Source organism: Paenibacillus sp. GCM10023252, assembly GCF_042653305.1.
Lineage (GTDB): Bacteria > Bacillota > Bacilli > Paenibacillales > Paenibacillaceae > Pristimantibacillus.
Genome location: NZ_JBHSHW010000003.1, coordinates 71,211 through 95,304 on the forward strand (window position 1 = coordinate 71,211; position 24,094 = coordinate 95,304).

General features: G+C 46.6%; 24 protein-coding genes and 1 pseudogene. 20 read left to right on the forward strand and 5 right to left on the reverse strand.

Going from position 1 to position 24,094, the window contains the following annotated elements; all coding sequences use genetic code 11:
- Window positions 1–12 precede the first annotated feature (12 nt).
- Window positions 13–1,002 carry a LacI family DNA-binding transcriptional regulator gene (locus ACFO9Q_RS02940; protein WP_379178510.1) on the reverse strand — a complete coding sequence of 330 codons (990 nt, stop codon included), beginning with the start codon at window positions 1,000–1,002 and terminating at the stop codon, window positions 13–15.
- A 148-nt stretch (window positions 1,003–1,150) separates the two neighbouring features.
- Between ACFO9Q_RS02940 and ACFO9Q_RS02945 the strand changes: the two genes are divergently transcribed.
- The 3 genes from ACFO9Q_RS02945 to ACFO9Q_RS02955 all read left to right on the forward strand — a co-directional run bounded on the left by ACFO9Q_RS02945 (window position 1,151) and on the right by ACFO9Q_RS02955 (window position 6,909).
- Window positions 1,151–3,454 (forward strand): FAD-dependent oxidoreductase, encoded by a 2,304-nt coding sequence (locus ACFO9Q_RS02945; RefSeq protein ID WP_379178512.1) that lies wholly within the window; start codon window positions 1,151–1,153, stop codon window positions 3,452–3,454.
- A gap of 25 nt (window positions 3,455–3,479) precedes the next feature.
- Window positions 3,480–5,558 (forward strand): beta-galactosidase, encoded by a 2,079-nt coding sequence (locus ACFO9Q_RS02950; RefSeq protein ID WP_379178514.1) that lies wholly within the window; start codon window positions 3,480–3,482, stop codon window positions 5,556–5,558.
- A 151-nt stretch (window positions 5,559–5,709) separates the two neighbouring features.
- Window positions 5,710–6,909: an MFS transporter gene (locus ACFO9Q_RS02955; RefSeq protein WP_379179152.1), complete on the forward strand. Its 1,200-nt coding sequence runs from the start codon at window positions 5,710–5,712 to the stop codon at window positions 6,907–6,909.
- A 15-nt stretch (window positions 6,910–6,924) separates the two neighbouring features.
- On the opposite strand, the gene ACFO9Q_RS02960 is transcribed toward ACFO9Q_RS02955, so the two are convergent.
- Window positions 6,925–7,785 carry a LysR family transcriptional regulator gene (locus ACFO9Q_RS02960; protein WP_379178516.1) on the reverse strand — a complete coding sequence of 287 codons (861 nt, stop codon included), beginning with the start codon at window positions 7,783–7,785 and terminating at the stop codon, window positions 6,925–6,927.
- 113 nt (window positions 7,786–7,898) lie between these two features.
- Between ACFO9Q_RS02960 and ACFO9Q_RS02965 the strand changes: the two genes are divergently transcribed.
- On the forward strand, window positions 7,899–8,405 hold the full coding sequence (locus ACFO9Q_RS02965; RefSeq protein WP_379178518.1) for a GNAT family N-acetyltransferase: 507 nt from the start codon (window positions 7,899–7,901) through the stop codon (window positions 8,403–8,405).
- 178 nt (window positions 8,406–8,583) lie between these two features.
- Here ACFO9Q_RS02965 and ACFO9Q_RS02970 read toward each other — a convergent pair.
- A pseudogene (locus ACFO9Q_RS02970) lies at window positions 8,584–8,721 on the reverse strand (type II toxin-antitoxin system death-on-curing family toxin); the annotation flags it as partial.
- Between the two features lie 19 nt (window positions 8,722–8,740).
- Here ACFO9Q_RS02970 and ACFO9Q_RS02975 point away from each other — a divergent pair.
- The 12 genes from ACFO9Q_RS02975 (at window position 8,741) to ACFO9Q_RS03030 (ending at window position 16,914) form a co-directional block, all read left to right on the forward strand.
- Entirely contained in the window at window positions 8,741–9,121 is a 381-nt protein-coding gene (locus ACFO9Q_RS02975; RefSeq protein WP_379178520.1) for a hypothetical protein, read from the forward strand.
- A gap of 107 nt (window positions 9,122–9,228) precedes the next feature.
- Window positions 9,229–9,462 carry a hypothetical protein gene (locus ACFO9Q_RS02980; protein WP_379178522.1) on the forward strand — a complete coding sequence of 78 codons (234 nt, stop codon included), beginning with the start codon at window positions 9,229–9,231 and terminating at the stop codon, window positions 9,460–9,462.
- 7 nt (window positions 9,463–9,469) lie between these two features.
- Complete coding sequence (locus ACFO9Q_RS02985) at window positions 9,470–9,658, forward strand: DUF4926 domain-containing protein (protein ID WP_379178524.1); 189 nt, start codon at window positions 9,470–9,472, stop codon at window positions 9,656–9,658.
- Window positions 9,659–10,341: 683 nt separating this feature from the next.
- Entirely contained in the window at window positions 10,342–11,265 is a 924-nt protein-coding gene (locus tag ACFO9Q_RS02990) for a hypothetical protein (RefSeq protein ID WP_379178526.1), read from the forward strand.
- 296 nt (window positions 11,266–11,561) lie between these two features.
- A complete protein-coding gene (locus ACFO9Q_RS02995; protein WP_379178528.1) occupies window positions 11,562–11,915 on the forward strand; it encodes a hypothetical protein in 354 nt (117 codons plus the stop codon).
- Between the two features lie 370 nt (window positions 11,916–12,285).
- A complete protein-coding gene (locus ACFO9Q_RS03000) occupies window positions 12,286–12,531 on the forward strand; it encodes a CPCC family cysteine-rich protein (protein ID WP_379178530.1) in 246 nt (81 codons plus the stop codon).
- 52 nt (window positions 12,532–12,583) lie between these two features.
- Complete coding sequence (locus ACFO9Q_RS03005; protein ID WP_379178532.1) at window positions 12,584–13,114, forward strand: hypothetical protein; 531 nt, start codon at window positions 12,584–12,586, stop codon at window positions 13,112–13,114.
- A gap of 227 nt (window positions 13,115–13,341) precedes the next feature.
- Window positions 13,342–13,815 carry an SMI1/KNR4 family protein gene (locus ACFO9Q_RS03010; RefSeq protein WP_379178534.1) on the forward strand — a complete coding sequence of 158 codons (474 nt, stop codon included), beginning with the start codon at window positions 13,342–13,344 and terminating at the stop codon, window positions 13,813–13,815.
- Between the two features lie 381 nt (window positions 13,816–14,196).
- On the forward strand, window positions 14,197–14,535 hold the full coding sequence (locus ACFO9Q_RS03015; RefSeq protein WP_379178536.1) for a hypothetical protein: 339 nt from the start codon (window positions 14,197–14,199) through the stop codon (window positions 14,533–14,535).
- Between the two features lie 501 nt (window positions 14,536–15,036).
- The gene (locus ACFO9Q_RS03020) at window positions 15,037–15,783 is read left to right on the forward strand and encodes a hypothetical protein (protein WP_379178538.1); all 747 of its coding nucleotides are present in this window, start codon (window positions 15,037–15,039) and stop codon (window positions 15,781–15,783) included.
- A 74-nt stretch (window positions 15,784–15,857) separates the two neighbouring features.
- Entirely contained in the window at window positions 15,858–16,412 is a 555-nt protein-coding gene (locus ACFO9Q_RS03025; protein WP_379178540.1) for a hypothetical protein, read from the forward strand.
- Between the two features lie 31 nt (window positions 16,413–16,443).
- Window positions 16,444–16,914, forward strand: a complete 471-nt coding sequence (locus ACFO9Q_RS03030) for an SMI1/KNR4 family protein (protein WP_379178542.1) — start codon at window positions 16,444–16,446, stop codon at window positions 16,912–16,914.
- Between the two features lie 70 nt (window positions 16,915–16,984).
- Here the strand turns inward: ACFO9Q_RS03030 and ACFO9Q_RS03035 are convergent, their stop codons facing one another.
- Both ACFO9Q_RS03035 and ACFO9Q_RS03040 read right to left on the reverse strand, forming a co-directional pair.
- On the reverse strand, window positions 16,985–17,998 hold the full coding sequence (locus tag ACFO9Q_RS03035; protein ID WP_379178544.1) for a BadF/BadG/BcrA/BcrD ATPase family protein: 1,014 nt from the start codon (window positions 17,996–17,998) through the stop codon (window positions 16,985–16,987).
- Entirely contained in the window at window positions 17,995–19,302 is a 1,308-nt protein-coding gene (locus tag ACFO9Q_RS03040; protein ID WP_379178546.1) for a 6-phospho-beta-glucosidase, read from the reverse strand. Before ACFO9Q_RS03040 ends, ACFO9Q_RS03035 begins: the two co-directional genes overlap by 4 nt.
- A gap of 252 nt (window positions 19,303–19,554) precedes the next feature.
- Here ACFO9Q_RS03040 and ACFO9Q_RS03045 point away from each other — a divergent pair, with 252 nt between their 5' ends.
- The 4 genes from ACFO9Q_RS03045 to ACFO9Q_RS03060 all read left to right on the forward strand — a co-directional run bounded on the left by ACFO9Q_RS03045 (window position 19,555) and on the right by ACFO9Q_RS03060 (window position 24,084).
- A complete protein-coding gene (locus ACFO9Q_RS03045; RefSeq protein WP_379178548.1) occupies window positions 19,555–20,418 on the forward strand; it encodes a MurR/RpiR family transcriptional regulator in 864 nt (287 codons plus the stop codon).
- A 254-nt stretch (window positions 20,419–20,672) separates the two neighbouring features.
- Entirely contained in the window at window positions 20,673–21,587 is a 915-nt protein-coding gene (gene murQ, locus ACFO9Q_RS03050) for an N-acetylmuramic acid 6-phosphate etherase (RefSeq protein WP_379178551.1), read from the forward strand.
- A 58-nt stretch (window positions 21,588–21,645) separates the two neighbouring features.
- A complete protein-coding gene (locus ACFO9Q_RS03055) occupies window positions 21,646–23,085 on the forward strand; it encodes an ABC transporter substrate-binding protein (protein ID WP_379178553.1) in 1,440 nt (479 codons plus the stop codon).
- Between the two features lie 102 nt (window positions 23,086–23,187).
- Window positions 23,188–24,084, forward strand: a complete 897-nt coding sequence (locus tag ACFO9Q_RS03060) for a carbohydrate ABC transporter permease (protein ID WP_379179154.1) — start codon at window positions 23,188–23,190, stop codon at window positions 24,082–24,084.
- Window positions 24,085–24,094: the final 10 nt, after the last annotated feature.

Genomic DNA, 24,094 nt, shown 5'->3' on the forward strand with positions numbered 1-24,094 from the left:
ATCTTAATCTGGCTAGGCCGTACCTCTGGGCAATAAGTGGCCTTCGACGGTATAGGAATTCACCGGTAACTTAAGCAGCAGCTGCTTCATCATATCCATGGCCAAGGTGCCTAGCCTCTCGCGAGGATAGTGGATGACCGTTAGCTTGGGTTCGGTATGCTCTGTCATGAGAATATCTTCCGAGCCCATGATGGCTAGCTGCCCAGGGACGGTAACGTTATTCGTCTTGCACACTTCTAGAACAGCTGCCGCCATGAGATCATTCGAGCAGATGATCGCACTCATGGGCAGATTGGAACCGCTTCTCTGAACATAATCCTGGAAGACGACGGTTGCGGATTCCACTCGGCCTCCTCCATCAAGGATGAGCTGCTCAGGCAAGACGAGGCCCTCTAATTGGGCGGCCTCCTGGAAGGCTTGCAGACGATGAAGATGATAACCTCCGGATGCGGTATCTGTCATATAAGCGATACGAGTATGGCCTTGGTTCTTCAGGTGGATGATGGCTTCTCGGTACTGCTTCACCCAATCGAGATCAATGTACGGTATGCCCCATTCCTGCAGCTTCAGAGATTGAGTGACAGACATGACTGGTACCTCGAGCGCCTCAAGACGCTTGTACGTCTCGTACTCCAGCTGTTGACCTAATAGAATGATGCCATCGACTCTGCCTCGCAGGGCGGAGATTAATGGCTGTTCAATGTCTTGTGTATACGTCTGAAAAAAAACAAGATACCCTTCCTGACGGGCAGCCGTCTCCAGGCGGAGCAATATGCCTGCTTCGAAGGGGTTGCCAAGGTAATTCACGAACACCGCCAATTGCTGCGTCCTTCGGGTCTTCAAGCTGCGTGCCAGCAAGTTGGGCTCGTACTTCAGCTCCTGCATCGCTGCAAGAACACGCTCTCGTGTCTCTTCCTTGACGTTGGTCTTGCCGTTCAGCACATAGGATACGACTGCTACGGACACACCAGCAAGCTGTGCTACGTCCTTGCGACTTGCCATAATATTGTATGCCTCCCTCTTACATTCTACTCGTGTAAATCATACAGAAAATGCGCTTGGCAAGCAATGCCTCACATGCTACAATGAGTTCAAATCAAATAATTTACTCGAGTAAATATTCATACACCTATTCAGGAGGCCTAATTACATGAAATCCATTCAACAATCCTACGATGTCGTCGTCTGCGGCGGCGGACTTGCCGGGTTCTGTGCTGCGGTTGCATCTGCTCGGAGCGGAGCAAGCACATGTCTCATTCAGGACAGACCGGTATTCGGAGGCAACAGCTCCTCGGAAGTCCGCGTAACCCCGCATGGAGCGGCTAACTTCCATGCATACGGGAGAGAGACGGGCATTATCTCAGAGCTGCTCATTGAAGAGCGTGCAGTCAATCACGAGAAGATTCGTGAGAACGGCTGGACCAACAGCGTATGGGATATGGTCATGTATGATATGGCGGTCAGAACGGATAACCTGACGTTCCACCTGAATACTTCCGTCACCAGCGTGCAGATGGACGGAGATCAGATTCGTTCTGTGCGGGCGGTCGTTGCGAACGCAGAGACGGAGCTTGAGATTCAAGGTAACATCTTCATAGACAGCACAGGGGATGGATTGGTTGCCGATATGGCTGGCTGTGAATGGCGCTGGGGCTCCGAGGGTCAGGAAGAGTTCGGAGAGCCTCATGCTCCGCTTCAAGCGAGCTCGAATACGATGGGCAACTCGATCCACTTCCGAGCTAAGGATATGGGACGTCCGGTTCCCTTCAAGGCACCTTCCTGGGCAGTTAAGCATGAGGATCCGGATTACTTCTACAAGCAAGGACGTACCTTCTACGACACAGAATCAGGCTTCTGGTGGATCGAGATTGGAATTCCTTGGAACACGATCTATGACAATGAGACGATTCGGCATGAGCTGACTAGACATACCCTTGGCATATGGGACTGGATGAAGAACCACGACCCTGAGCTGCGGGAGCAGACGGCGAACTTAGCTCTGGATTGGATTGGTCAAGTTCCAGGGAAGCGGGAGAGCAGACGAATTATAGGCCGCTACTTCATGACAGAGCATGATATTCAGAATAAGACCGTATTCCCAGATGAGATTGCCTATGGCGGCTGGTTCGTCGATCTTCACACGCCAGGAGGCCTGCTTGCCGAGACGGCAGAGCCTGCAAGTGCGGAAGGCTACAGCGAGACTAGCGCTTATGCGCAGAAGAGCTATTGCGGTCCATATGGCATTCCATTCCGCATCATGCTCGCCAAGGACGTCAGCAATCTGATGATGGCTGGCCGTAACGTCAGTGTGACCCATGCTGCGCTGGGAACCGTTCGAGTCATGTCCACGACAGCTCTGATGGGGCAAGCGGCGGGGACAGGCGCAGCTTATGCCGTCAAGCGGCAGCTTGAGCTGGAAGAGCTGGCAGGTCCTGAGCTGGTTGATATTCAGCAGCAGCTGCTTAGGGACGGGTGCTTCCTGCCTAACTACAAGAATGAAGATCAGGGTGACCTGGCTAGATCAGCATCGGTTGAGGTAAGCTCATCCGCTCTGGCCTATGGTGCTTCGCCGGAGAGCCGCGATCATACGAACGGCTTCCGCAGCGAGGAGGCTCAGCTCCAGAGAAGACAGCAGGCAGAGCCGCTCACTCATATGCGCGGACAATACCTTGCAATAGAGCATGGCCGAATCGATACAATCTCTGTCTGCCTGACCAACATATCTGGAGCTCCTCAGACTATCCAGGCAAGTATTGTTCCTGTTGATCATATCTGGGATTACCGGGTGGAGACGGGTGATGTCTATGCAGCAGCAGAGCTCATCGTACCTGCTGGAACCAGGCAGTGGGTAGAGTGGCAAGTGAATTGGCATCAGGAATCAGCTAAGCCTAGGTATGTCAGGCTTCAGCTGGCGGCTAATCCATCCGTAGAGTGGCACTCTGCTGGAACCGTCATTCCAGGTCATGTGTCAGCCTTCGACATGGGCGGCGGCAAGATGCGCCGGTACCTATCCGATGGCGGTACGCTTAGCTATCGAATTACACCTGCTCAGCCATGCTTCGGAGGAGAGAACGTCATCAGCGGCGTTGCCCGCCCGCATCAATACACGAATCAATGGCTGTCGGATCCGACCGATCCCGTTTCGCCATTCATTCAACTGCGCTGGGAGACTCAGCAGACCATTCAGGAAGTGCAGGTTGTTTTCCCAGGCCACTTATTCCAGGAGTATCACAAGTACGCACCGTTCTACCGTGATCCGCAGTGCCCGAAGGACTATATCATTGAAGCCCGCATAGAGGATGAATGGACGACACTCGTTCGTGTGGAAGACAATTATCAACGGCTAGTTAGACATACCCTGGAGCAGCCGGTTCAGACGGATCGCATACGGATCGTGATCCTGGCTACGAACGGGGATGCTTCTGCAGGGGTGTATGAGATACGATGTTATTAGAAGCTGGATATTGGAGGATATATAGATGCTAGAGGTAGACAAGAGCTTTAGAACAGATGAATTTCTCCTTGGCGTATGCTACTATCCCGAGCATTGGGAACGGTCGATGTGGGATGAAGATTTTCGCAGAATGAAGGAGATGGGCTTCAATGTGGTCCGTATGGCGGAGACAGCCTGGAATATCATAGAGCCTGAAGAGGGCGTGTATTCGTTCGAATTATTCGATGAAGCGATAGCGCTCTGTGAGAAGTACGGCCTGAAGGTCATCATGAGCACGCCGACCTATGCGCCTCCTGCGTGGTTAACGACGAAGTATCCCGAGGTGCTGCGCCGCACCTTCGACGGGGTGGTCATGCAGCATGGTTCAAGAAGGCATTATAACTACACTTCAGAGATCTACCATACGCTGTCTCGCAGAATCGTGCTGGAGCTGGCTCAGCATTATAAGAATCACTCCAGTGTCATCGGGTGGCAGATTGACAATGAGTTCAATTGCCATATGGATGTAAGCTTCGCTGATTCCGATCATGATGCCTTCCGGAGCTGGTGCAAGACCAAGTACGAGACGTTAGATGCGCTTAATCAGGCTTGGGGTACGGCATTCTGGGCACAGACCTATACCGACTGGGAGCAGGTATTCCTCCCGCGGCCGACACCGACCTTCCATAATCCGGGACACTTGCTGGACTTCTATCTCTTCACGTCCGATGTGACCGTCGCCTATGGCAAGATGCAATATGATATTCTCAAGGAGCATGTACCGCATCACTTCATTACTCACAATGGCTTGTTCCAGAATATAGACAATTACGATCTAACGGAGCAGGCAGTTGACTTCATGTCTTATGATTCCTATCCTGCCTTCCAGCTGAATCGTAAGGATCTGCCCCTGCACTTCCGTGATCGGATGCATGGCCGGAATCTAAGCAGAGTGCGGGGGCTGTCCTCCAAGTTCATGATCCTGGAGCAGCAGGCTGGGCCAGGCGGACAGTCGGGTAATGCTCTGAATCAATTCGGCTTCGGGGATTACTTGCAGCCAACGCCTAGACCGGGTCAGATGCGTCTATGGGCTTGGCAATCCATCGCACATGGTGCCGACAGCGTGCTGTTCTTCCGATGGAGAACCTGTACGGTTGGTGCAGAGTCGCTATGGCATGGTCTCAATCATTATGGGAACCAGCCGCATAGAAGGCTTGAAGAAGCGGCGAAGCTTGCGGATGAGATTGCGGTGGCTGGCAAGCTGCTGCTCCAGAGCACATGTGCTCCGACTGCGGCGATCCTGTATGACTATGTGAATGATAGCAATAGCAAGATCGAAGGTTATATTGGCTCAGAGGAATGGAAGAGCGAAGAGGGCATCTATCATTCCTTGAATGAACGGCATATCGTGACGGACATGGTGTCCATGCAGCGCAGCCGCAAGGTGGAAGAGCTGCTGAAGTATAAGGTGTTGTTCTATCCGAACGCACAGCTGCTGGAACCAGAAGATGTTGATTATCTAACCTCGTACGTAGAGCAAGGAGGAATCTTGGTTCTGGGTCCGAGGAGCGGTTATAAGGATCGTTCGAACCGCTGCTATATGCTGCCCTTTCCCGGCGTAGTGAAGGACTTGTGCGGGGTAGAAGTCATTGACTTCACCATGGTTAAGGGACGCGAAGATGCGTATATGCAGTTCATTGGATCAGGAGAGGTCGTGCTGGCCCCTGTCTTCAATGAGATTCTGAAGGTGGACTCACAGCAAGCGGAGGTGCTTGCACGCTACACGACAGATTATTACAAGGACAGTCCAGCTGTTGTTAGCCACAAGGTGGGGAAGGGTCAGGTCATCTATTGCGGAGCGTTCTTCAACAAGGAGAATACCGATCAGCTGTTAGATCATCTGCAGCTCACAGATCCAACAGAGGCCTGGGTTCAAGCTCCGGCTGTAGTAGAAGTGATGACCAGAAGTCATCCTGATGGGGAGCTTGTCATCTTCCTGAATTATACGTCCAGCTCGCAAGACATCGTATTCAAGGAGCCTGTACAAGACAGGCTGACTTCAGAGACGCTGGAAGGCAAGATTGAGCTGGAGCCTTACGGAGTAATGGTTGTTCAGCGAGTTTAATCCCATACATGAATCTCACGCAAGGATGGCTTCTGATTGAATCAGGAGTCATCCTTTTGCATTTGTTTTCAGAGACGTACATGGGTATGCTAGAGGCTATACCGCTCGAGGAGTTGACACCAGATTGAAGAAGCTGAACCGCGTATACGTCATGCAGCTGGCGACCATTTTTATCGGATTTATTATTTTTGGTTTCTCTGAAAATATCAAAGGACCCGCCATTCCGCGAATCCAGTTTGATTTTCAACTAAATGAATCTCAACTAGGTACCTTGCTGGCGCTGAATGCGCTGGGCTACTTGCTAGCCTGTTCGTTCACCGCTTGGCTAACGAGGATATGGGGAATTAAGATAGTCAGCATTGCCGCCTTCGGCACGATGGTTGTCTCAGGTGTACTCATCTATGTATCCCGAAGCTATCCCGTCTTCTCCTCCTCTTACTTCCTCATGTACATTGGGAACGGGATGCTGGAGATTGCGCTCGCCATTCTTGGTGCAAGGATCTTCGTCAAGAATACGGGCATGATGATGAACCTGACTCACGGCTTCTACGGGCTCAGTTCAACCGTTGCCCCGCTTATCTCAACCGGGCTGATGTCGGTCACCTTGTATGGTCATACGCTCGATTGGCGCGGCATGTATCTCATTATGCTATCGCTGGCTGTCGTGCCCATTTTGTTTGCTCTGCGCAGTTCTTTTCCAGGAGACAGCCTTGCGCACGAAGATCGTATCCCCTTGACAAGGCTCATGCGCGACCCTGCCTTATGGTATCTGGTCCTTATTCTCACCTTCGGTGTCGTGTCAGAGCTTGCAGTGGGCGGCTGGCTGGTCAACTTCCTGGAGAAGGCCTACGAGTGGGACACCGTGACGGCATCAGGCATGCTGTCTGCCTTCTTCCTCTGCTTCGCCCTGGCTAGGCTGATCCTAGGACCGCTCACCGATCGAATGGGATTCACCCTGTCGCTGCTCATCTTCTCCGCCTTCTCCGCCATGTGCACATTCGCGGCGATTGCTCTGGGAGAGGACTATGCGTATCTATTCGCTGGAGCGGGTATTGGGATCGCCATGATCTATCCGACCGTCATGGCCTTACTTGCGAAGAAGTATCCGAACGGAGCAGATACAGCCATCACCTTCACCGTTACGCTCATGGGGGTGGGCAGTGTGATTGGCAACTATCTAATCGGCGGAGTCATTGAGGTGACGAAGAATCTGTATGGGGAGGGCACCCAGCTCGGGCTCACTCGCGGGCTTCAGGCCGGGTATGGGTTCATCGGACTATGCGCGGCGCTCAGCGCCATCTTCAGCTGGATCTTGCTGCGATACTTGAGGAAGCGCGGGGAGGTTCTGTGAGTTCTCAATTACCGTTCATGCATTCGGAATATCCAGTATCTGCAGAGCTAACTTAACGTTAGGCTGGTCTTGGTTCTCCGTTAGATAGAGGGCATAAGCGGTCATTACCGGGAAGGGGACTTCACAACGAAGCACATAGAGTCGATGTGTATCTAAGTGTTCTTGTACAATCGACCTCGGAAGGAAGCCGAATCCTGTCCCTTGCAATAGAATAGTGAGCAGAATGGAGGAATGATCCGTCTCCAGTGCAGGAACATAGGCTGCTCCGACAATCGTGCTGAACCATTCGGAGAACGGCCCTCCCCACTGCAAGTGATAATAGTCACCGGAGATGAAGTCGGCCTTCTTCATAATCTCTGCTCTTCTCTGCGTAGATACGAGAATAATCTCGTCCTGGAACAGGAGCTTCCTCGATAGATTAGGGCGATCTAGAGCATCGTAGCGAATGGCAACCTGAACCACTCCATCAAGCAGCAGATCTCTAATCATGTAGCTTGAGTCGATATAGCTGAGGAACTTAATAGCTGTCTTCGGGTGGGTCTGCCGGAACGCAACCATTCGTTGCAAGTAACGATAATGCCAGACGGAGCCAGGACCGCTCATGACAATGTAATGCTCGATTCCCTCTGATAGGGTGACCTTGCTCTCTTCATACAAGAGCAGCATCCTCTCCGCATAGGGCAGGAACTGGTTACCCTCTGGCGTAAGGCTCACCCTCTTGTTATCACGGAGGAAGAGAGTCTTGCCGAGGGACTGCTCAAGCGCTCTGATTCGTGCAGTAACAGCGGATTGAGAGATGTGCAAGTGCTCTGCGGCCCTTGTGAAGTTGCGGATTCTACATATGGACAAGAAGGCTTCTAACTGTGATAGATCCATTAGGACAACTCCTATCATTCGATATATGAATCATAGCCATTCCTTATATTCGTTATACAGATTATACTTCTAACCTTATGATGAATACAGATCTGAGATTAGGAGGGTATGAGATGTTGAATGAATGGCCTATTGAACAAGTACTATCAATTAACGCATATGAAGAAGAGTTGTCCGAGCTACTCGTCCAGGTTGTAGAGGGCGGAGCTTCAATCGGGTTCTTACCCCCTATGAAGCGCTCGGAAGCTGCCTTGTATTGGGATACCGTCATCAGCCCGGATGTCCTCTTATTCGTTGCACTTGACCAGGATCGTATCGTTGGAAGTGTTCAGCTGCAGCTTAGTAACAAGCAGAATGGCAGTCACCGTGCAGAGATCGCGAAGCTCATGACTCTTCCAAGCTGGAGACGGAGAGGGATTGGACGGGCGCTTATGCAGAAGGCTGAGGAACGAGCGCTCAGCGAGGGAAGATCCCTGTTAGTTCTGGACACAAGAGAAGGGGACCCTTCCAATGACTTGTATGCTTCCCTTGGTTATATCGAGGCGGGGCGAATTCCAGGCTACGCGGAGTCGGCTGACGGCAGGTTAGATGCAACGGTATTCTACTATAAGCAATTGTAGGAATGGACAACCCCCGGCCATCGTATGGTCGGGGGTTGTATTAAGCTCTGCTATGTTCACGTATAATGGCAGCAAGCTGCTCCAAGGTATAATGATGATTAACCATATCGACGGTGAGGTTCTCGGCTGCCTTTTGATTCATTGTGAACGAGCACTTATTATAGTGCAGGAAGATAACGAGCGCTGTGAAGGCGGTTTGTATGCTAGCATTGTGCAAAGGGTGATTCTGCCCGAGTGATTCAAAGAGAGCGGCAGCCTTGTCATACAAGGTAGGGTAGGCATCCTCGCCAAAAACAGAAGATTGAGGACGCCAGAGAGGGTAGTTATAGACGAACTTGGCAACATGTGGTCAGCTTTTCCTGAATGAAAGATGGGTGGGGAAAATGTTTGATATTAAATTGTTTAAAGAGAAGAATGGTCATTTGTCTGTTGGGGTGCTTCTATCATTTCTAGAAGTGGAGATAAAAGAATATTACGTTAAGGAAATTGAAGTATTTTTATTAACTTGTGAAATTGGTAAGGAGATAGAATTAACAGATCATATAATGAAGAAAATAGCCATAAAAGATATTTTGGTTTACAACGAAACATTAGAGCAATTTGCACGCAATCCAGGTGACTACAGGTTCGAGATCACAATTAATCAATTGCATTTCTTAATTAGGCAAAAGATGTTACATGGCATGAATCGAGTAAGGTCAATACTAAGTTGTTAATCTAAACCATGGGAGTTCTCGAGCAATTGGAAGGCATTTTTGTCTTACGGGCTACCCGAGTAGCCCGTGGGACACTTTAAGATTAATCGGTAAGCGGGAAGTGCTTCGTGCAAACAGTAGATGGTGCTACGCATGGTAAGGATACCCTATTCAAAGGGCTCGGATACAGCAAGAAAGACTCATCAAAAATGACGAAAATTCAAAGGATTGAAATAGTAGTTGAATTAAAGGGGCAAGGCTCAGGCGCTGGGAAAGCATACAAAATCATCTCTGGCTGGATGTTGCGCTGGGAGGGAACATTGACTTTAAGCATACCTTTTTCAGGTTTTACAGGAAGGTGAATGAGAGATGAAACAATTTGATAAGGTAAAACTGGTTTCGGAATCATTTAATAATTATGGTGTGAATATTGGTTCAATTGGATATATTCTTGATATTTTCCCAGATGGAAACTTAGATGTAGAATTTTCTGATAGTGAGTCAGGCGAGACCATTGCTATTATTATTCTTTCACCAGTTCATGTAGAGATTTTATAATTGTACTTAACCCACATTTGAGTTGAGTTAAGTAATGAAAGTAATAAGGAGTAATAATCTAACCACATGCGAGTGTAACAACTCCATGTGGTTGTTCTTTTCTATTCGGTGCTTTAAAGGTGCTAAATTTAATAATTCACAGCAGCTTATCTCAGTTGTCGAAGTAATTCCAAACCAATTCCCCGTATATCTGATTGCAAATTAACGAGCTGACTAATACACCAAAGAAGGCTTTGGAAAAGGTTTTTACGTTACTCAAGAGAAATAGTTGCCATTGGGAAGGTTAAACGATACCTTGAAAACTATAGGCTTATTGCAGAGTTAGAAGGAGATGTCTAGTGGATAACCACGCAGAGCCTGACGGACAAGATTTCTTACAAAGGTCCCCTGGCTGACACGGCTTCGTCTGACGCTACAGAGATGGACACAACCACTTTCCTCAACAGCTTTGTCATTGCTGACGCTGCAGCAACTGTAGACATCACAAGCGCGCTCGTAAAGAAAACTCAATCCACTACGCAATTTACTGCTTTAGACGCAAGACACGGTTTTATTATCTGTAATATGTACCTGGACTGTTGAATCCTGTCTTACCAGATGGGACAGCTTAGTGATGAAAAGCTCAATTAATACACTTTTCATTTGGGCTACAATATCATTATATTAGAAAGCGAGGGAGAAACTTGTCACAAAAGCTTGTACTGGAGGAAAGCCGGTTTACAGACCTTATTCGAATAGATGAACAATATGATAGATTAAAAATCTGCAACCAGTCTGACAAAAAAGTAGATGCTGGGGTTTTGACGAATTATCTAAAACAAATTGAAGGTATCAATCGAATCGAAACACTTACTATAAACTATAATTCTTCATTAGATGATCTTTATGTTCTCAAGGCATTTACGAATCTGAGGAGTTTGTTTGTTCATGGAGCCCAGATCAAAACATTTAACGGTATACAGTGGTATAAAGGTAAATATATTCAAATACAAACTCATCGCAATCGACGAAGGGATATATCCCAGATATCTCAAACAAGAGTAGAAAATGTGGATCTCTTTGTGGAACGTATGGAGGATTTCTCAGCTATTGCAGGATGCGAGTATCTCAAACAAATAGATATCTTTCATTCGTTAGAGCCCAATTTCAGAGAATGGAAAAACATGCCCGCTGAAACAGTTTCGTTCAAAAGTTGCAAGTTTAAAGAGTTGGGAAACCTATCACTTGTACCAAATATCAATGACCTCAGTGTACTAGGATGTCGCAATCTTGAACAATTTACTGGAGATAACAGTAACATTAAAAGACTGGTTGTAGACAGTTGTAAAAAATTAAATTTGAGTACGCTAAAAACTTTTGCAGAAATTGAGATTTTGATTGTAAATAGCTGTACCAAGGAATTAAATCTAACAGAAATAAGTCGACTGAAATACATCAAAGTAGTTAAGTTTATTTTATGTAATGTAGAGGTCGAATTAATAAACTTGAAGAATTATTTTCCGAAAATAGAGTCATTGCATATTTCCGGGATGAAGAAAGAGTATGGTATGCAATTGAAGCAATTGAACCCTGATGTTAAAATTACAAGCAGTTCTTTTGAACTTTAATAAAGCGGAGGCTTAGTACAATCTCGTACAAACCAAGTGCTAAGTATGAAATAAGCGTAAAATTCGGATTAGCCTGAAGGTTATAGTCAATACTCTGATTGGCTGTCTCCTAAAATAGGAGCTGAAATAATTGCAGCGACAATGGGTAATTTCTATGGCTATACCCCTGCTGACGCTGCTCAGGATTTAAAAAGAGCAACGGGGAATGTTCTTTTATACTATGGGTCAGGAATACAAGTAATTACTAACTATGAGTATTTAAGGCCTGCAAATTAACATTTTGGAATAGGTGAATTATGAAGCGTATAGTAAAAGGAATATTAATTATAGTACTTGTAACATTAGCAGTTGGAACAACTTCTGTAATATATTGGTCAAAACACACTGAACTAGAAATGACTAAGCAGTACGGTACTATAGTTGTTGAAAGAACTGAGCTAGTCGACTATAAAGTATTCTTAAATCCAGTTGGGAACTTTACAGCACTAAATCAAATTAATTCTATCACTCGAAGAAAAATTGCAGAATATATGAAGGAAAACAACTATAAATTGGTAGAGGGCACGCATATGTTTAATATCACAATAGATAATTTTGAAATATATATTTCTAAAGATTTTAAGTTTGAACGAATCGATGACCCCAAATAGTTTCCTTATGCCACATGCGAGTGCTAAACTCCATGTGGTTTTTTTCGGTATACAGTATACGGTCGTTTCGTTAGATTTTCCGTGACTCTCTGACTTGTGGGTGTATCAGGTACAGAATGAACATCACACAGTGCTACGATCGAGAATATCCTGGCTGCGATCGACAACATCGTGAACGGCGAAGTAAACTTGCCGTCAGGCGACAAAACGAAGCTGTTCTAACGTATTCGCGAAACGGGCAAAGGATAAACGATTATCGGCACGAATTATACGTATAACTCCCGCAATCAGCTCGCCCACCGCATTAGAACAAAAAAAGCTCTATGCTCCTAAATAAGACGAGGTGTATACATACAATGAAGAGATTACAATGCCTTGTTGTAGTTATTTTACTGTAGAAAGTGAAGACGAGGTTATTGTTGATATTTGTGAAGTATGTTTTTGGCAGTATGATGTTGCAGCTCATAATAAGCCCGAAAGAAACATGGGAGCAAATTATATTTCATTAAATCAAGCAAGAGAAAACTATAAAAAATTTGAGGTATGTAAGATTGAATTTAAAGCTAATGTTAGAAAACCATTGGAAGCTGAATTACCGGAAAATAATAAGGATTAGACTATGTAGATTAAAAAAGGGCAATTAACGTGATAGCAGCGGGGTGATGAATATGTTTCGTCTGTCATTCAGATTTGTTTATGATGATCTTGAACTAATTAAAACTATGACTGAGAAACAGTTTGATCAATATTTTGGAGATATATCAGGTCAAATTGAACTGCATTGTGGGGGAGAAACTGTTGGTTTTTATCATGAAGAGGTTCCTTTCGGAAATGAGCTAATATTGTTGTGGTTCAAAAGACTTAATGAGGTTGTGTTTTTATTAAAAACTCATAATTACATTGCTATGAATGTGATAGAAAACAATAACTGGATTGAATTCATTAAAGAAGATGATAGTCTCAGACTAAATTTTGTGGAAGGTCCTGATCTATCTAAAATTAATGGTTTTATCACGAATACGCCAATTAATAGCTCGGAAAAAAGGGAATGGGGAGAAGTGAAAATCAGTTACGATGGCTTCTTGAAAGAAATTAATCAGAAAACGAATGAACTTTTAGAAATGATAAAACAGATCAATATAAAATTGCTAGAGGCCGATATTGTAACAAGGATATTAAATATGAAAAACCATATATAATACTGGCTGAGAAGCCATGGAGGAGTTATAAATTGAAATTCAAAATAGGTCGCGAACAACATTTACTCGTTATGGTTAGATATTGGAGGTCAACCCGTGTACATAAACTACAGCGACGTTAAAGAGGCTACCTTATTAAGCGAGATTAATAAATAGTAGTTCCTTACATAGTAACCCCAATACCTATCCAATCTGGGAGGACCGCAGTATTGATAAGGAGGCACTTCATGGAGCTTCAAGCCTATCAGAAAGCCGTAGCAATTATTGAGCAGCATCCAGATTTAAGTGACTATGAAGGAGTTTCAGATGAAATTATTTTAAAAGCAGAAACTGTGCTCGGGTTAGCATTTCCTTTAACTTATCGAAACTATCTGCTTAAATTTGGTGCATTAAGTTTTGGTTTTATTGATATCTACGGTATAGTCAGCGATGACTTTATTAATTCGGGAATACCCGATGCAGTGTGGTATACGCTCAAGCTGCGAGAAGAAGACGAGTTGAGTCTTCCTCGACATTTGGTTGCAATCTACCATACCGGCGGTGGAGAGATTTTCTGTTTAAATACTTCGACAACAGACGGGCAAGTTGTTTCCTTTGCTATAGGATATGATTTGGAGAATCAGACTTATAAAGTTATTTCAGATAGCTTTGGGGAATTCCTTCTTGAGAAAGTGAAGTTTGTTATAAACGAATTGAAATAACTTCATAGGATAAGAAAATTGTAGGATGGATCAATGAGCTAAATAACAATAAGGAGGATGAGGATATGTCCTCGCTTAAATGTCCTAATTGCTCAAGTGATATTGGAAGTTTACGGATAAAAATACCAACAGTTTTTTTCAGGTTAAATAAAATTCGTTGTAGGAAATGTGAGCATAAGACTGAAATTGATATTGATAGGTCTGGAGTGTTTATTACCATAATCATAATATCAAATGGATTATGTTATGTAATATCAGATAGTTTCTTTGATAACTATGTGTTTTTAAAAATTGCTCAACTCATTCTAATTTTATTAATCACAGTTGTTTCTATTATTTTTATTCCGAAAATTCGCATAGTTCATTAGGGGGGTGATACGGATGAACAAAGACATGCTGTTAGAGATCTTAGCAGACCCATCGGCATCAGATGCAGAAAAAGATGATGCAGTTATGGCTTTGGGGAACAGCTTTCCAGACAATGATACGGTAGATATTTTAATACGAGTGTCTAATGAGAGCAACTGTGAAGAGATGATTGCTGCAAGCTGTGGCGAGTCTATCGGTCAGATATGGATAGCAACGCAACAGATAAGTTATGAGAAGCTATCTATTCTAAAGGGAGTTGCTTTAGCAGAGGCTCTCTCTTTAATAAAAGCACAACGCCCTGATTGGTACTTAGAATATAGAAGCAGGGGAGCATCTGAGTATAAACAGTAAATACATCAATAAAGACATTATTGTTGGCCAGGGGTTATACGATCTTACATTCGATTCAACATTGGAAGAAGTAATTTCGAGAATTGATTTTAGCTATACACGGGAAAAAGTGTTTTGTTACGTTATTCGAAGTGACTTTATAAAGATGTTTTTTGAAAAAAGTAGTCATAAGTTAATTCTGATCGGACTATATCATTCGTATTCTGGGAAGGTACACGGAGTAATAGGAATCGGGACTCCTCTTGAGAATCTAAAGGAGTTGTATGGTAAAAAGTTAGGTTATGAACCTATGGAAGACGAGTACTTTGTAAAGCGGAAAGGAATAAGCTTTAGGATAAAATATCCTGAACTAGTGGTTGAAGAAATTTATATTGAAAAGAGTAATGTATAAGACCACAGGTGGGTTTAAAACTCTCACGTGGTCTTCCTTCCATTCGTGGCTCACAATATCCGGTGAATCTGCTCCAATGGCGCTCATGATTCAATAGGGGGGTGTATTTATTGTTTCTGAATATAAAGAAGATTGTTCTCCCTCTTGTTGTAAATCTTAACTTTACGTACATCGGGAAAAGGGATTCTGTATCTTGGATATTATCTAGAACACATACAGGAGGAGCGATACAGTATCTTTGTTTTGAGAAAATCGCTAGTTCTCCAAGTTGTTTAAGAATGGTTTTGTCTACAACTGTGACAAAAGAGGTGTGTTATCACTATCAGCTGGATTCGACTATAGACCCATTCGGAATCTCGTATGAAGATCAATCATCATTAAATAGGGCACTTAAACAATTAACTCATTTATTCTTAAGTAAAGGATTAGAATGGCTTGCATTGATGAGTTCACCTGATGTCCTGCTAGAACGTAACCACTATGAACAATTTTGGATTGCTGTACAAGCCGGATGGTTAGACGAAAATGAATTCCCGGTAAGCAGAAGTCTGATAGATGATATAAAAAAAATTGAAGAAAGAGTTGTTTATTATAGCCGTGAAGCTAAGGGCGTTGTTGATTATAATCGAATACAAGAATATGCGATTATATTTTCATTTGTCGTGAAACATTATTTTGGAGGGAAATGGGAGTTGGAAAAGAACTTTAGCTTGCCCCTTCTCGTTGAAATAGGACAACTGAAAGAATTAAAAATTAACCCCTTAGCAATGGTGGCGAAGCTCTGGTCTAAACCAGCATATCCTCCATATTCATTAATAACGTGGGTAGAACGTGCTAAAAAGCAATTAAAGAAATAATAATGTTTGAATGCTAACCGAACCAATCGGGGAATAAGTAAACTTGTTTTACGAGAAAGGAATAATTGAATGAAATGAATATAAACAAAAAAATTATGTCGTTATGGATAGCCTTCATTTCATTGAGTGTATTGTTAGTGATTTATAATTTTATTCCAGCAACCATCATGTGGTACGACTCTATTTGGCAGTATAAAGCTAAAGATTTTGATACCTATAAAAGCGATTTTCAAATTGTAGCGGACTTGGCTTATCGTGAGTATAACAAAGGTCAAATGAAGAGCTCCTATATAAATGTTGAAGAGAATCCTGATGGAACAGTCAATCTAAATTATGAAAATATCAACACTGAAGATTTTGTTGATATAACAATGAGCTCAAAAGAGAAAAATTCTCTGGAGAAAATTGTGGCAAATGCTTTTCGTGATGGTGATTTGGCTTATTTATCCTTAATTAGAACTTATGAAAACCAAGTAGAATTTGAAATTGAAAATGGTCATTATTCGTTGATATACAGAAGGGATAAACAAAAACCCAAATTTTTGAACAAGCTTTCGTATTCAAAAGGGCATTTTAAGTTAAAGAAGATATCTGACCACTGGTATCATGCTAGGTTCGTAGAAGATTAAAGAGGAGAGCTAATTAATCGGAGGTAATGCCATGATTAATCAAAAATATCAAAATGCAGTGAATAGGATTAAGCAACATCCCGAGTTGAGTGACTTCAATGGAGGTGTTCCGGAAGAGATCGTTGTTAAAGCAGAGAAGCTGCTGGGTTTAAAATTCCCCGAAAGCTATCGGGATTTCTTGCTTCAATTCGGGGTTGGTAACTTTGGGTTTATTGAGATATATGGAATAATTAATGATGACTTTTACAATTCAGGTGTGCCAGATGCAGTGTGGTATACATTACAAGAAAGAGAAGAGGTTAATTTCCCCCTAAATTTAATAGTTATACACGATACCAGCGGCGGGGAATTGTTCTGTCTGGATACTTCTCAACCTAACGCACCGGTAGTCACGTATCACATTGGATATGATATAGAGGTTCAAACTTATGAAGTCATTGCTAATGATTTTGGAGAGTTTTTACTTGAAAGAGTTGAGTTTGTCTTAAACTCACCTGATTAATCCGACGATAACTAAAAAGGCTCCCAACCCATAAGGGCCTAAGGGAGCCTACCTAATCGAACGAAAACTTCTACCCCTGAAGCTGCTCCACTCGCTGAATCACTTGGCTCCGCATCGCGGCATCGACGGGGCGTCCGTGGGCCAGCTCCAGCGCCCACAGGACGGCGCCGGTGGCAGGCGGAACCTGCAGCATCAGGTAGCTGCAGGTAAGTCCACTCCCTGCCAGCAGCTCCCCGACATACGCCTGGTAGCGATCCACTAGAGCAGGGCTCTCCACCTTCACCCAGACGGAGCCGGCGAGGACGATGTCCACATCGCCGCTGAAGTCGAGGCTGCGGATGCAGCCGGCGGTCGACAGCGCCAGCTGCTTGGCGGAGTGATCAATCACCGCGAGGGCGGCTTCATCGCCTTCGTCCGCGGCAGCGAACAAGAGCTGAATGAGCGGCGTGTAAGGCAGCGTGCCCGAGAGTATGCCTTCCCACGCACGCTCCAGGAACAGCTCCTTGCTCGGGATCTGCAGCAGCTCCATCACCTTCGAGGACATCGATGTCTGCGGACCCATCCGGTAATAAGCGTCGTAGACGGTGCGAATCACCTTCCGCGCCAGATAGAACCCGCCGGCCTCGTCACCGGCCAGTTCACTGCCGACACCGCCGACCTGCAGACGCTGCCCGCTCGGCGAGATCCCTCCCGTGACGGTGCCTGAGCCGTTAATCGAGCAGATGCCGTACCCCTTCGCGAGGCCAGCCTTCACGCCGAGGAAGGAGTCATTGTCCACGGCATAGTTCATGAAGCCGATCCGCTCTACAATCCGAGACAGCTCTACCTTCTGCGAAGGAATGTCTGCCCCGGCAAGTCCGAATGCGCCTGCTGCAACATCCTCCAGCGACAGCCCATGACGTCCGAGCAGCTCCCGAATATTGTCCCCCATGATTCGCTCCGTGCTCACATAGCCGTCTGCGAACCGCTCATGGCTGCAGGTGCCCGTGTTCATATGATCAACGAAGCTGCCGTCTACATCGAAGAGGAAGTAGTCTGTCTTACTATTGCCGCCGTCAACGCCGATAATATAGCGACGACTCATGCACGTGGAGCTTCTTCCTTGAAGAATTGTGGCAGATAGTCCTTGTGAGCTTCCTTCAGCTCATGGAAGGCACCGTAAGCCGCATCATAATCGCCAACGAGCGGATTCATCAGCAGGGCGCGCATCGCCGCATCGTCACTGCCGGATACGGCGGCGGCTACGGTCTCGCGCTCGTAGGCCTTGACCATACGCATATAATCGATGATATGACGATTATCGAAGCCCTCCATCTTCACAGGCTTCGCGCCGTCACGGCCGATAACGGCACAGATCTCAATCGCGTCCGAGTCCTCCATGAAGTCCAGAGCGCCGTTGTTCAGGACGTTGACGACATGAATCTCCTGCTTATCATTGTAGATCGCGTCGACCAGACTAATCGCAACCTCCGAGTAGTTCGCTCCGCCGCGGGTGGAGAGGAGCTCCGGCTTCGTATGCAGCTCAGCATCGGAGTAGATCTGCAGCAGGTCCTCTTCAATCTGGATGCACTTCTCACCACGCGACAGCTCGCTGTCCCTTACAATCTGCAGCTTCTTCTCCTTGAAGTAGTAATACTCCAGGTAGGACGAAGGAATAGCGCCGACCATCTGAATCAGCTCCTTGCTGAAGCCGCTGGACGGAATGTTCTTCATCGTCTCGCTGTTCAGGCCCATATCTAGCGCAGTGCGAAGGTAGTCCTTGCCGTCTTCCTCTATAGAAGTAATCCAGCTGAGATGGTTCAATCCGACATAGCTGATGCTCGGCTGATCCAGCTCCAGCGATTCACGAATACTCTTGAACATATTATAGGGAACGTTGCACAGACCCATCATCTTCACACCGGTATGGTTAAGGATCGCTTCGGTAATAATACCGGCCGGATTGGAGAAGTTAATGAGCCAAGCATTGGGACAGAGCACCTGCATCCGCTCGGCCACGTGAAGCATAACCGGAATCGTGCGCATCGCCTTGAAAAAACCGCCGATCCCGCAAGTCTCCTGCCCGATCAGGTCATACTTCAGCGGAATCTTCTCATCGAGGACGCGCGCAGGCAGCTTGCCTACCCGAATCTGGCCGAGCACGAAGTCCGCGCCAGCAAGAGCAACATCCAGCTCGTCGGTCCGAATGACCCTGCAGGCCATGTCTTCCGCCGCAATCATCCGCTCACACAGCTCGCCGACGATACGAAGCTTCCTCTCGTCGATATCCATCAGGACGAGCTCGCCAATCGGCAGGACGTCCTTGCGCTTGATGATGCCTTCGATGAGTTCAGGTGTGTAAGTGCTTCCAGCACCAATAATGGCAATCTTGATGGCTTCCTTAGACATGGATTTCACCCTCTGTTTCGTTGAGATATACAGCTCAGCTTATGATGGGTCGATTATAGCATGAGGCCGCTCTTGACGACAATAAAAAATAGATTTAAAATTTCAATATGAACGAATGTTTTGAAATAATATTTCTCTCTAAAAGGTTTTCAGTAAGAGGCAGCTAAGGTTCTACTTCTTGTATTTTATAAGGATTAACCTTAAGATAGAGTTGAATTGACTTGGAAAATCTAGGGCGAGCAGGGGACAACCATGGCGATAAACGATAATATATTAATTAAAATTCGGGATATCAAGGACAGCTTGACGCCTGTTGAGAAGCTGGTAGCCGAATTCATATTGGAGAACACAGAGGAAGTGCCGCATCTCTCGATCAAGAGTCTGGCTCAGATGAGCAAGACGAGTGATGCCTCCGTGCTCCGGTTCTGCAAGACGCTGGGCTACAATGGCTATCGAAGCTTCATCGTCAGCATCTCGGCCTCGCTAGGCTCGAGGGAAGAAGAGCTGAAGGATCCTTATACCGATATTCAGCCGGGAGATGATCTGTCGATCATTATCTCCAACATCTCGCGCAATAATATGAAGTCTATTGAAGATACGCTCAGTGTCATTAATCGGGACGAGATTGCCCGTGCAGTCAAGGTACTGCGCGAGAGCACTCGGATCGTCTTCTTCGGTGTAGGAGCTTCGGGGCTCGTCTGCATGGACGCGGAGCAGAAGTTCTCCCGAATTAACAAGATGTGCCACACGTATACGGACAGCCATAGTCAGCTGACCGCCGCGACCTTGCTTGGCAAGGGGGATGTCGCCTTCTTCGTGTCGAATTCCGGCGATACGGTAGAGATCCTCGATACGCTGGAGCTGGTGAAGAAGAATGGATGCACCACGATCGCGATTACGAAGTATAACAAGAGTGAGCTCGCGGACAAGACCGATATTCTGCTTAGCATCTCTACGCCGGAGCTGACGATACGCAGCGGAGCGATGGGCTCGCGCATTGCGATGCTTACGGTCGTGGATATGCTCTTCGCAGGCGTGGCCAGCGCTGAATATCAGCATGTGAAGAAGTACCTGACGAAGACGCATAACATTCTGGCGGGCAAGCATCGGAGATAAGCTCACATGACAGCTCTACGGACAAGCCCAGGAGCGGACTAGGACTGACGGTCAAGGCATTAGCCCAGCAGCAGCGGGGGTTAGTGCCTTTTTATATTGCTTTGTCAAAAATAAAAAATCAGTTATAAATTTTAGGTTAAAATTTTATTTCAGAATCTATTGACGAATGACCGTGGTGGCGGGTAAGATACTAGTAAGAAAACAGATGTGTGTCAGCTAACATGACATTACAAAATTAGGGTAGGAGAATGGCTATGAACGAATATCTTGCGGGGTTAACGACGGAGGGAATAAACCATGACACTCGGATGATTGATGAATGCACAACGGAGGAAATGCTCCGACTGCTGAATCAAGAGGATGCCAAGGTGCCTGCTGCTGTAGCTGCTGAGATTCCGCAGATTATGAAAGCGGTTGATATCCTGCATCTCAAGCTGAAGAATGGCGGGCGAATGTTCTACATCGGAGCAGGTACTTCGGGAAGGTTAGGCGTGCTCGACGCTTCGGAATGTCCTCCGACGTTCGGTACAGATCCGGCTCTAGTGCAAGGCCATATTGCTGGAGGGGACATCGCACTGAGGGTAGCTGTGGAAGGCTACGAAGACAATGCAGAGGAGGGGATTGCACTCATCAATCGAATCGGCGTTACAGAGGGAGATGCCGTCATTGGGATCTCAGCGAGCGGAAGCGCAAGCTTCGTCATCGCGGGACTTAAGAGAGCCGCTGAGCTTGGCGCTGCAACGATTGGTGTGGTCAATAACAAGCAGTCTAAGCTTGCTGGCGTATGCGACATCTGCATCTCGCCGGTCGTCGGACCGGAAGCGATTACAGGCTCCACGAGATTGAAGGCCGGAACCGCGCAGAAGCTCGTGCTCAACATGCTGACGACCTGCACGATGGTGAAGCTGGGCAAGACCTACAACAACCTGATGGTTGATCTGAAGGCTAGCAATCTGAAGCTGAATGACCGGTCGATTCGCATTATCCAGTCGGCAACGGGCGTGGACTACGACAAGGCTGAGGCTTACCTGAAGCAGGCTTCCATGAGCTGCAAGCTGGCTATCATGATGATTAAGTCCGGTCTGGACGCGAAGGCGGCCGAAGAGGCGCTGGTGCGAAGCGAAGGCAAGCTGAAGGATGCAATCAGGAGCTGTACCAAGGCTGTGTAACTGATTATGTAAGCATATGGACATTCTATAGTTATATCCCCTAAGGAGGATTATATTAATGAAAAAATTACGTGTACTAGCATCGGTAATGGCACTAAGCTTGTCCTTGACAACACTTGCGGCTTGTGGCAACAACACTAATAATAATTCCGATACGAACAGCGGTAACACGAATGGCGGCGCGAAGACCGAGGCGAAGGATACGATTACCGCGCTGCTGCCGCCGGTATCCCCGACGTACCAAGAGAACTTCGAGCAGATGGCGAAGGACTTCAATGCACTCTACCCGAACTTGACGCTGAAGATTGAACCAGCCAGCTGGGAAGACATGACGCAGAAGCTGGACACGCAAGTGAATGCCGGCAGCCCTCCTGATATTGCCTTCATTCCCTCTGAAGGAATCTCCAAGTACGTGGAGCAAGGGATGGTCATGGACATTAAGGATGCCGCTACTCCTGAGATGATTGGCGACTTCGAGCCAGCTCCTCTAGAATATATGAAGAGCGGCGAAGGCATCTACGGCTTCCCTGCTTATATGGAAGCACATGCACTAGGCGGCAACAAGCAGTTCCTAGAGGAAGCAGGCATTGATTACAAGAACGTACAGCAGAACGGCTGGACGTACGATCAATTCCGTGAAGCGATTAAGAAGGGTGTCGTGAAGAGCGGGGACAAGACGAGCCGCTATGGCTTCGTGTTCGCAACTGCAGGCGTTGCTTCCAAGGATTATCTGAGCATCCTGGTGAAGAATGCAGGGATGCCGAATGCCTTCACTACGGATCTGAAGTATGCATACACAAGCAAGAACTTCCTGGAGGTGCTGAAGTCCGTACGCCAGCTGATCGACGACGGCTCGATGCCGAAGGAGCTTAGCTCGGTGGATGCAGGCAAGCGCTGGAACATGTTCCTAACCGGCCAGACGATGATTACAGGCAAGGGACTTGCTACCTTCGAGAATTCCGCGAACAAGAACAACGCGAAGATCGATGCGAAGGATGGCAGTGCAGTAGAAGGCAGTATCAAGGCGGACTATATCGTCCTTCCGGTTCCTTCCTTCTTAGGAGAGAAGGCCGTAACGACAGTTGCAGTAGATGGGTATGTGACGTTCCGCGGGAAGAAGGAGCCGACTGCCGAGCACAAGGCTAATGTGGTTAAGGCAGCTTACTTCCTTGCAAGCGGCAAGGTAGCTGCTACAACAAGCAATGATCTATTCGTCGCTCATATTACGAAGTCAGGCAAGGAAGCAGCAGCAAGCATGACTGTTAACCGCAACCCGGACAACATCGCGGCTGTTGAAGCACTCCTGAAGAATGCTTCACCTGCTCGTCCTGATATCCCAACAGACCTTGGCGCGAAGGCGATCAAGCTGCAGGATGAGGTTATCGTGCCGAAGCTGCAAGCATTGCTAGCTGGTGAGATTACACCAGAAGAGATGTATGAAGCTGTGAAGAAGGGTGCAATTGATAAGTTCGGCAAGGACGGCGTTGTAACCGAATAAGGGATGATAGGTTCGGGCAGCTGCTTGCCACTGGTCCAGGCGGCTGCCCGAATCTAATTCCTGTGCTAACCATTGAAGTAGTGAGAGAGGTGTTGCCTTGTGATGCAGACCAAGACCATGAAGAGAAGGAAGGTAAGAGGAGATGCGGGCTGGGGATATCTGTTCATCGCCGTGTCCTTGGTCATCTTCGCGATGTTCACGGCTTATCCCGTAGCTAGTGCCTTCATTATCTCCTTCCAAGAATATAAGCCGCTCGGCTCTACCTATGTTGGATTAGATAACTATGTGGAATCCTTCCAAGATGATCTGTTCTGGAAGTCAATTGGCAATACGATTGTATACACCGTCCTAACGGTACCGGTTGCTCTATTCCTCTCCTTCGCTGTGGCGATTCTCATCCTGCCGCTGCAGAAGTGGATGCAGACGACGTTCAAGGCCATCTATTACCTGCCGGCGGTAGCGTCTGGCGTTGCCTTGTCTGTTGTATGGCTATGGATATTCGATCCGATGTCCTCGGGTATTCTTAATAAGCTGATCGGTCTTGTCGGTCTCAGCAATGAGAACTGGCTCGGCTCCAGCAGCACGGCCATGTTCTCATTGGTACTCATGTCTTGGCTGTCCAGCCATGGGACCAGTATTATTATCTATCTCGCAGCGCTGCTAGGCATTGATACCAGCTATTATGAAGCGGCAGATCTGGATGGCGCGAACTTCCTGCAGAAGCTATGGCATATCGTCATTCCATGCCTGAAGCCAACTACGTTATTCCTACTTGTCACCGGGGTCATTGGATCCTTCCAAGTGTTCCAGAATGCGTTCCTCATGACAGGCGGAGGGCCGGATAATGCGACGACGATGGTGGGACTGCTTATTTTCGACAATGCGTTCAAGTACTTCGAATTCGGCAAGGCTGCTGCACAGTCTCTCATATTGGCGCTTCTCATTGCCGGGGTAGCTCTACTGCAGTTCAAATTACTAGGCCGAGAAGTGGAATATTAGAGAGAGGGGG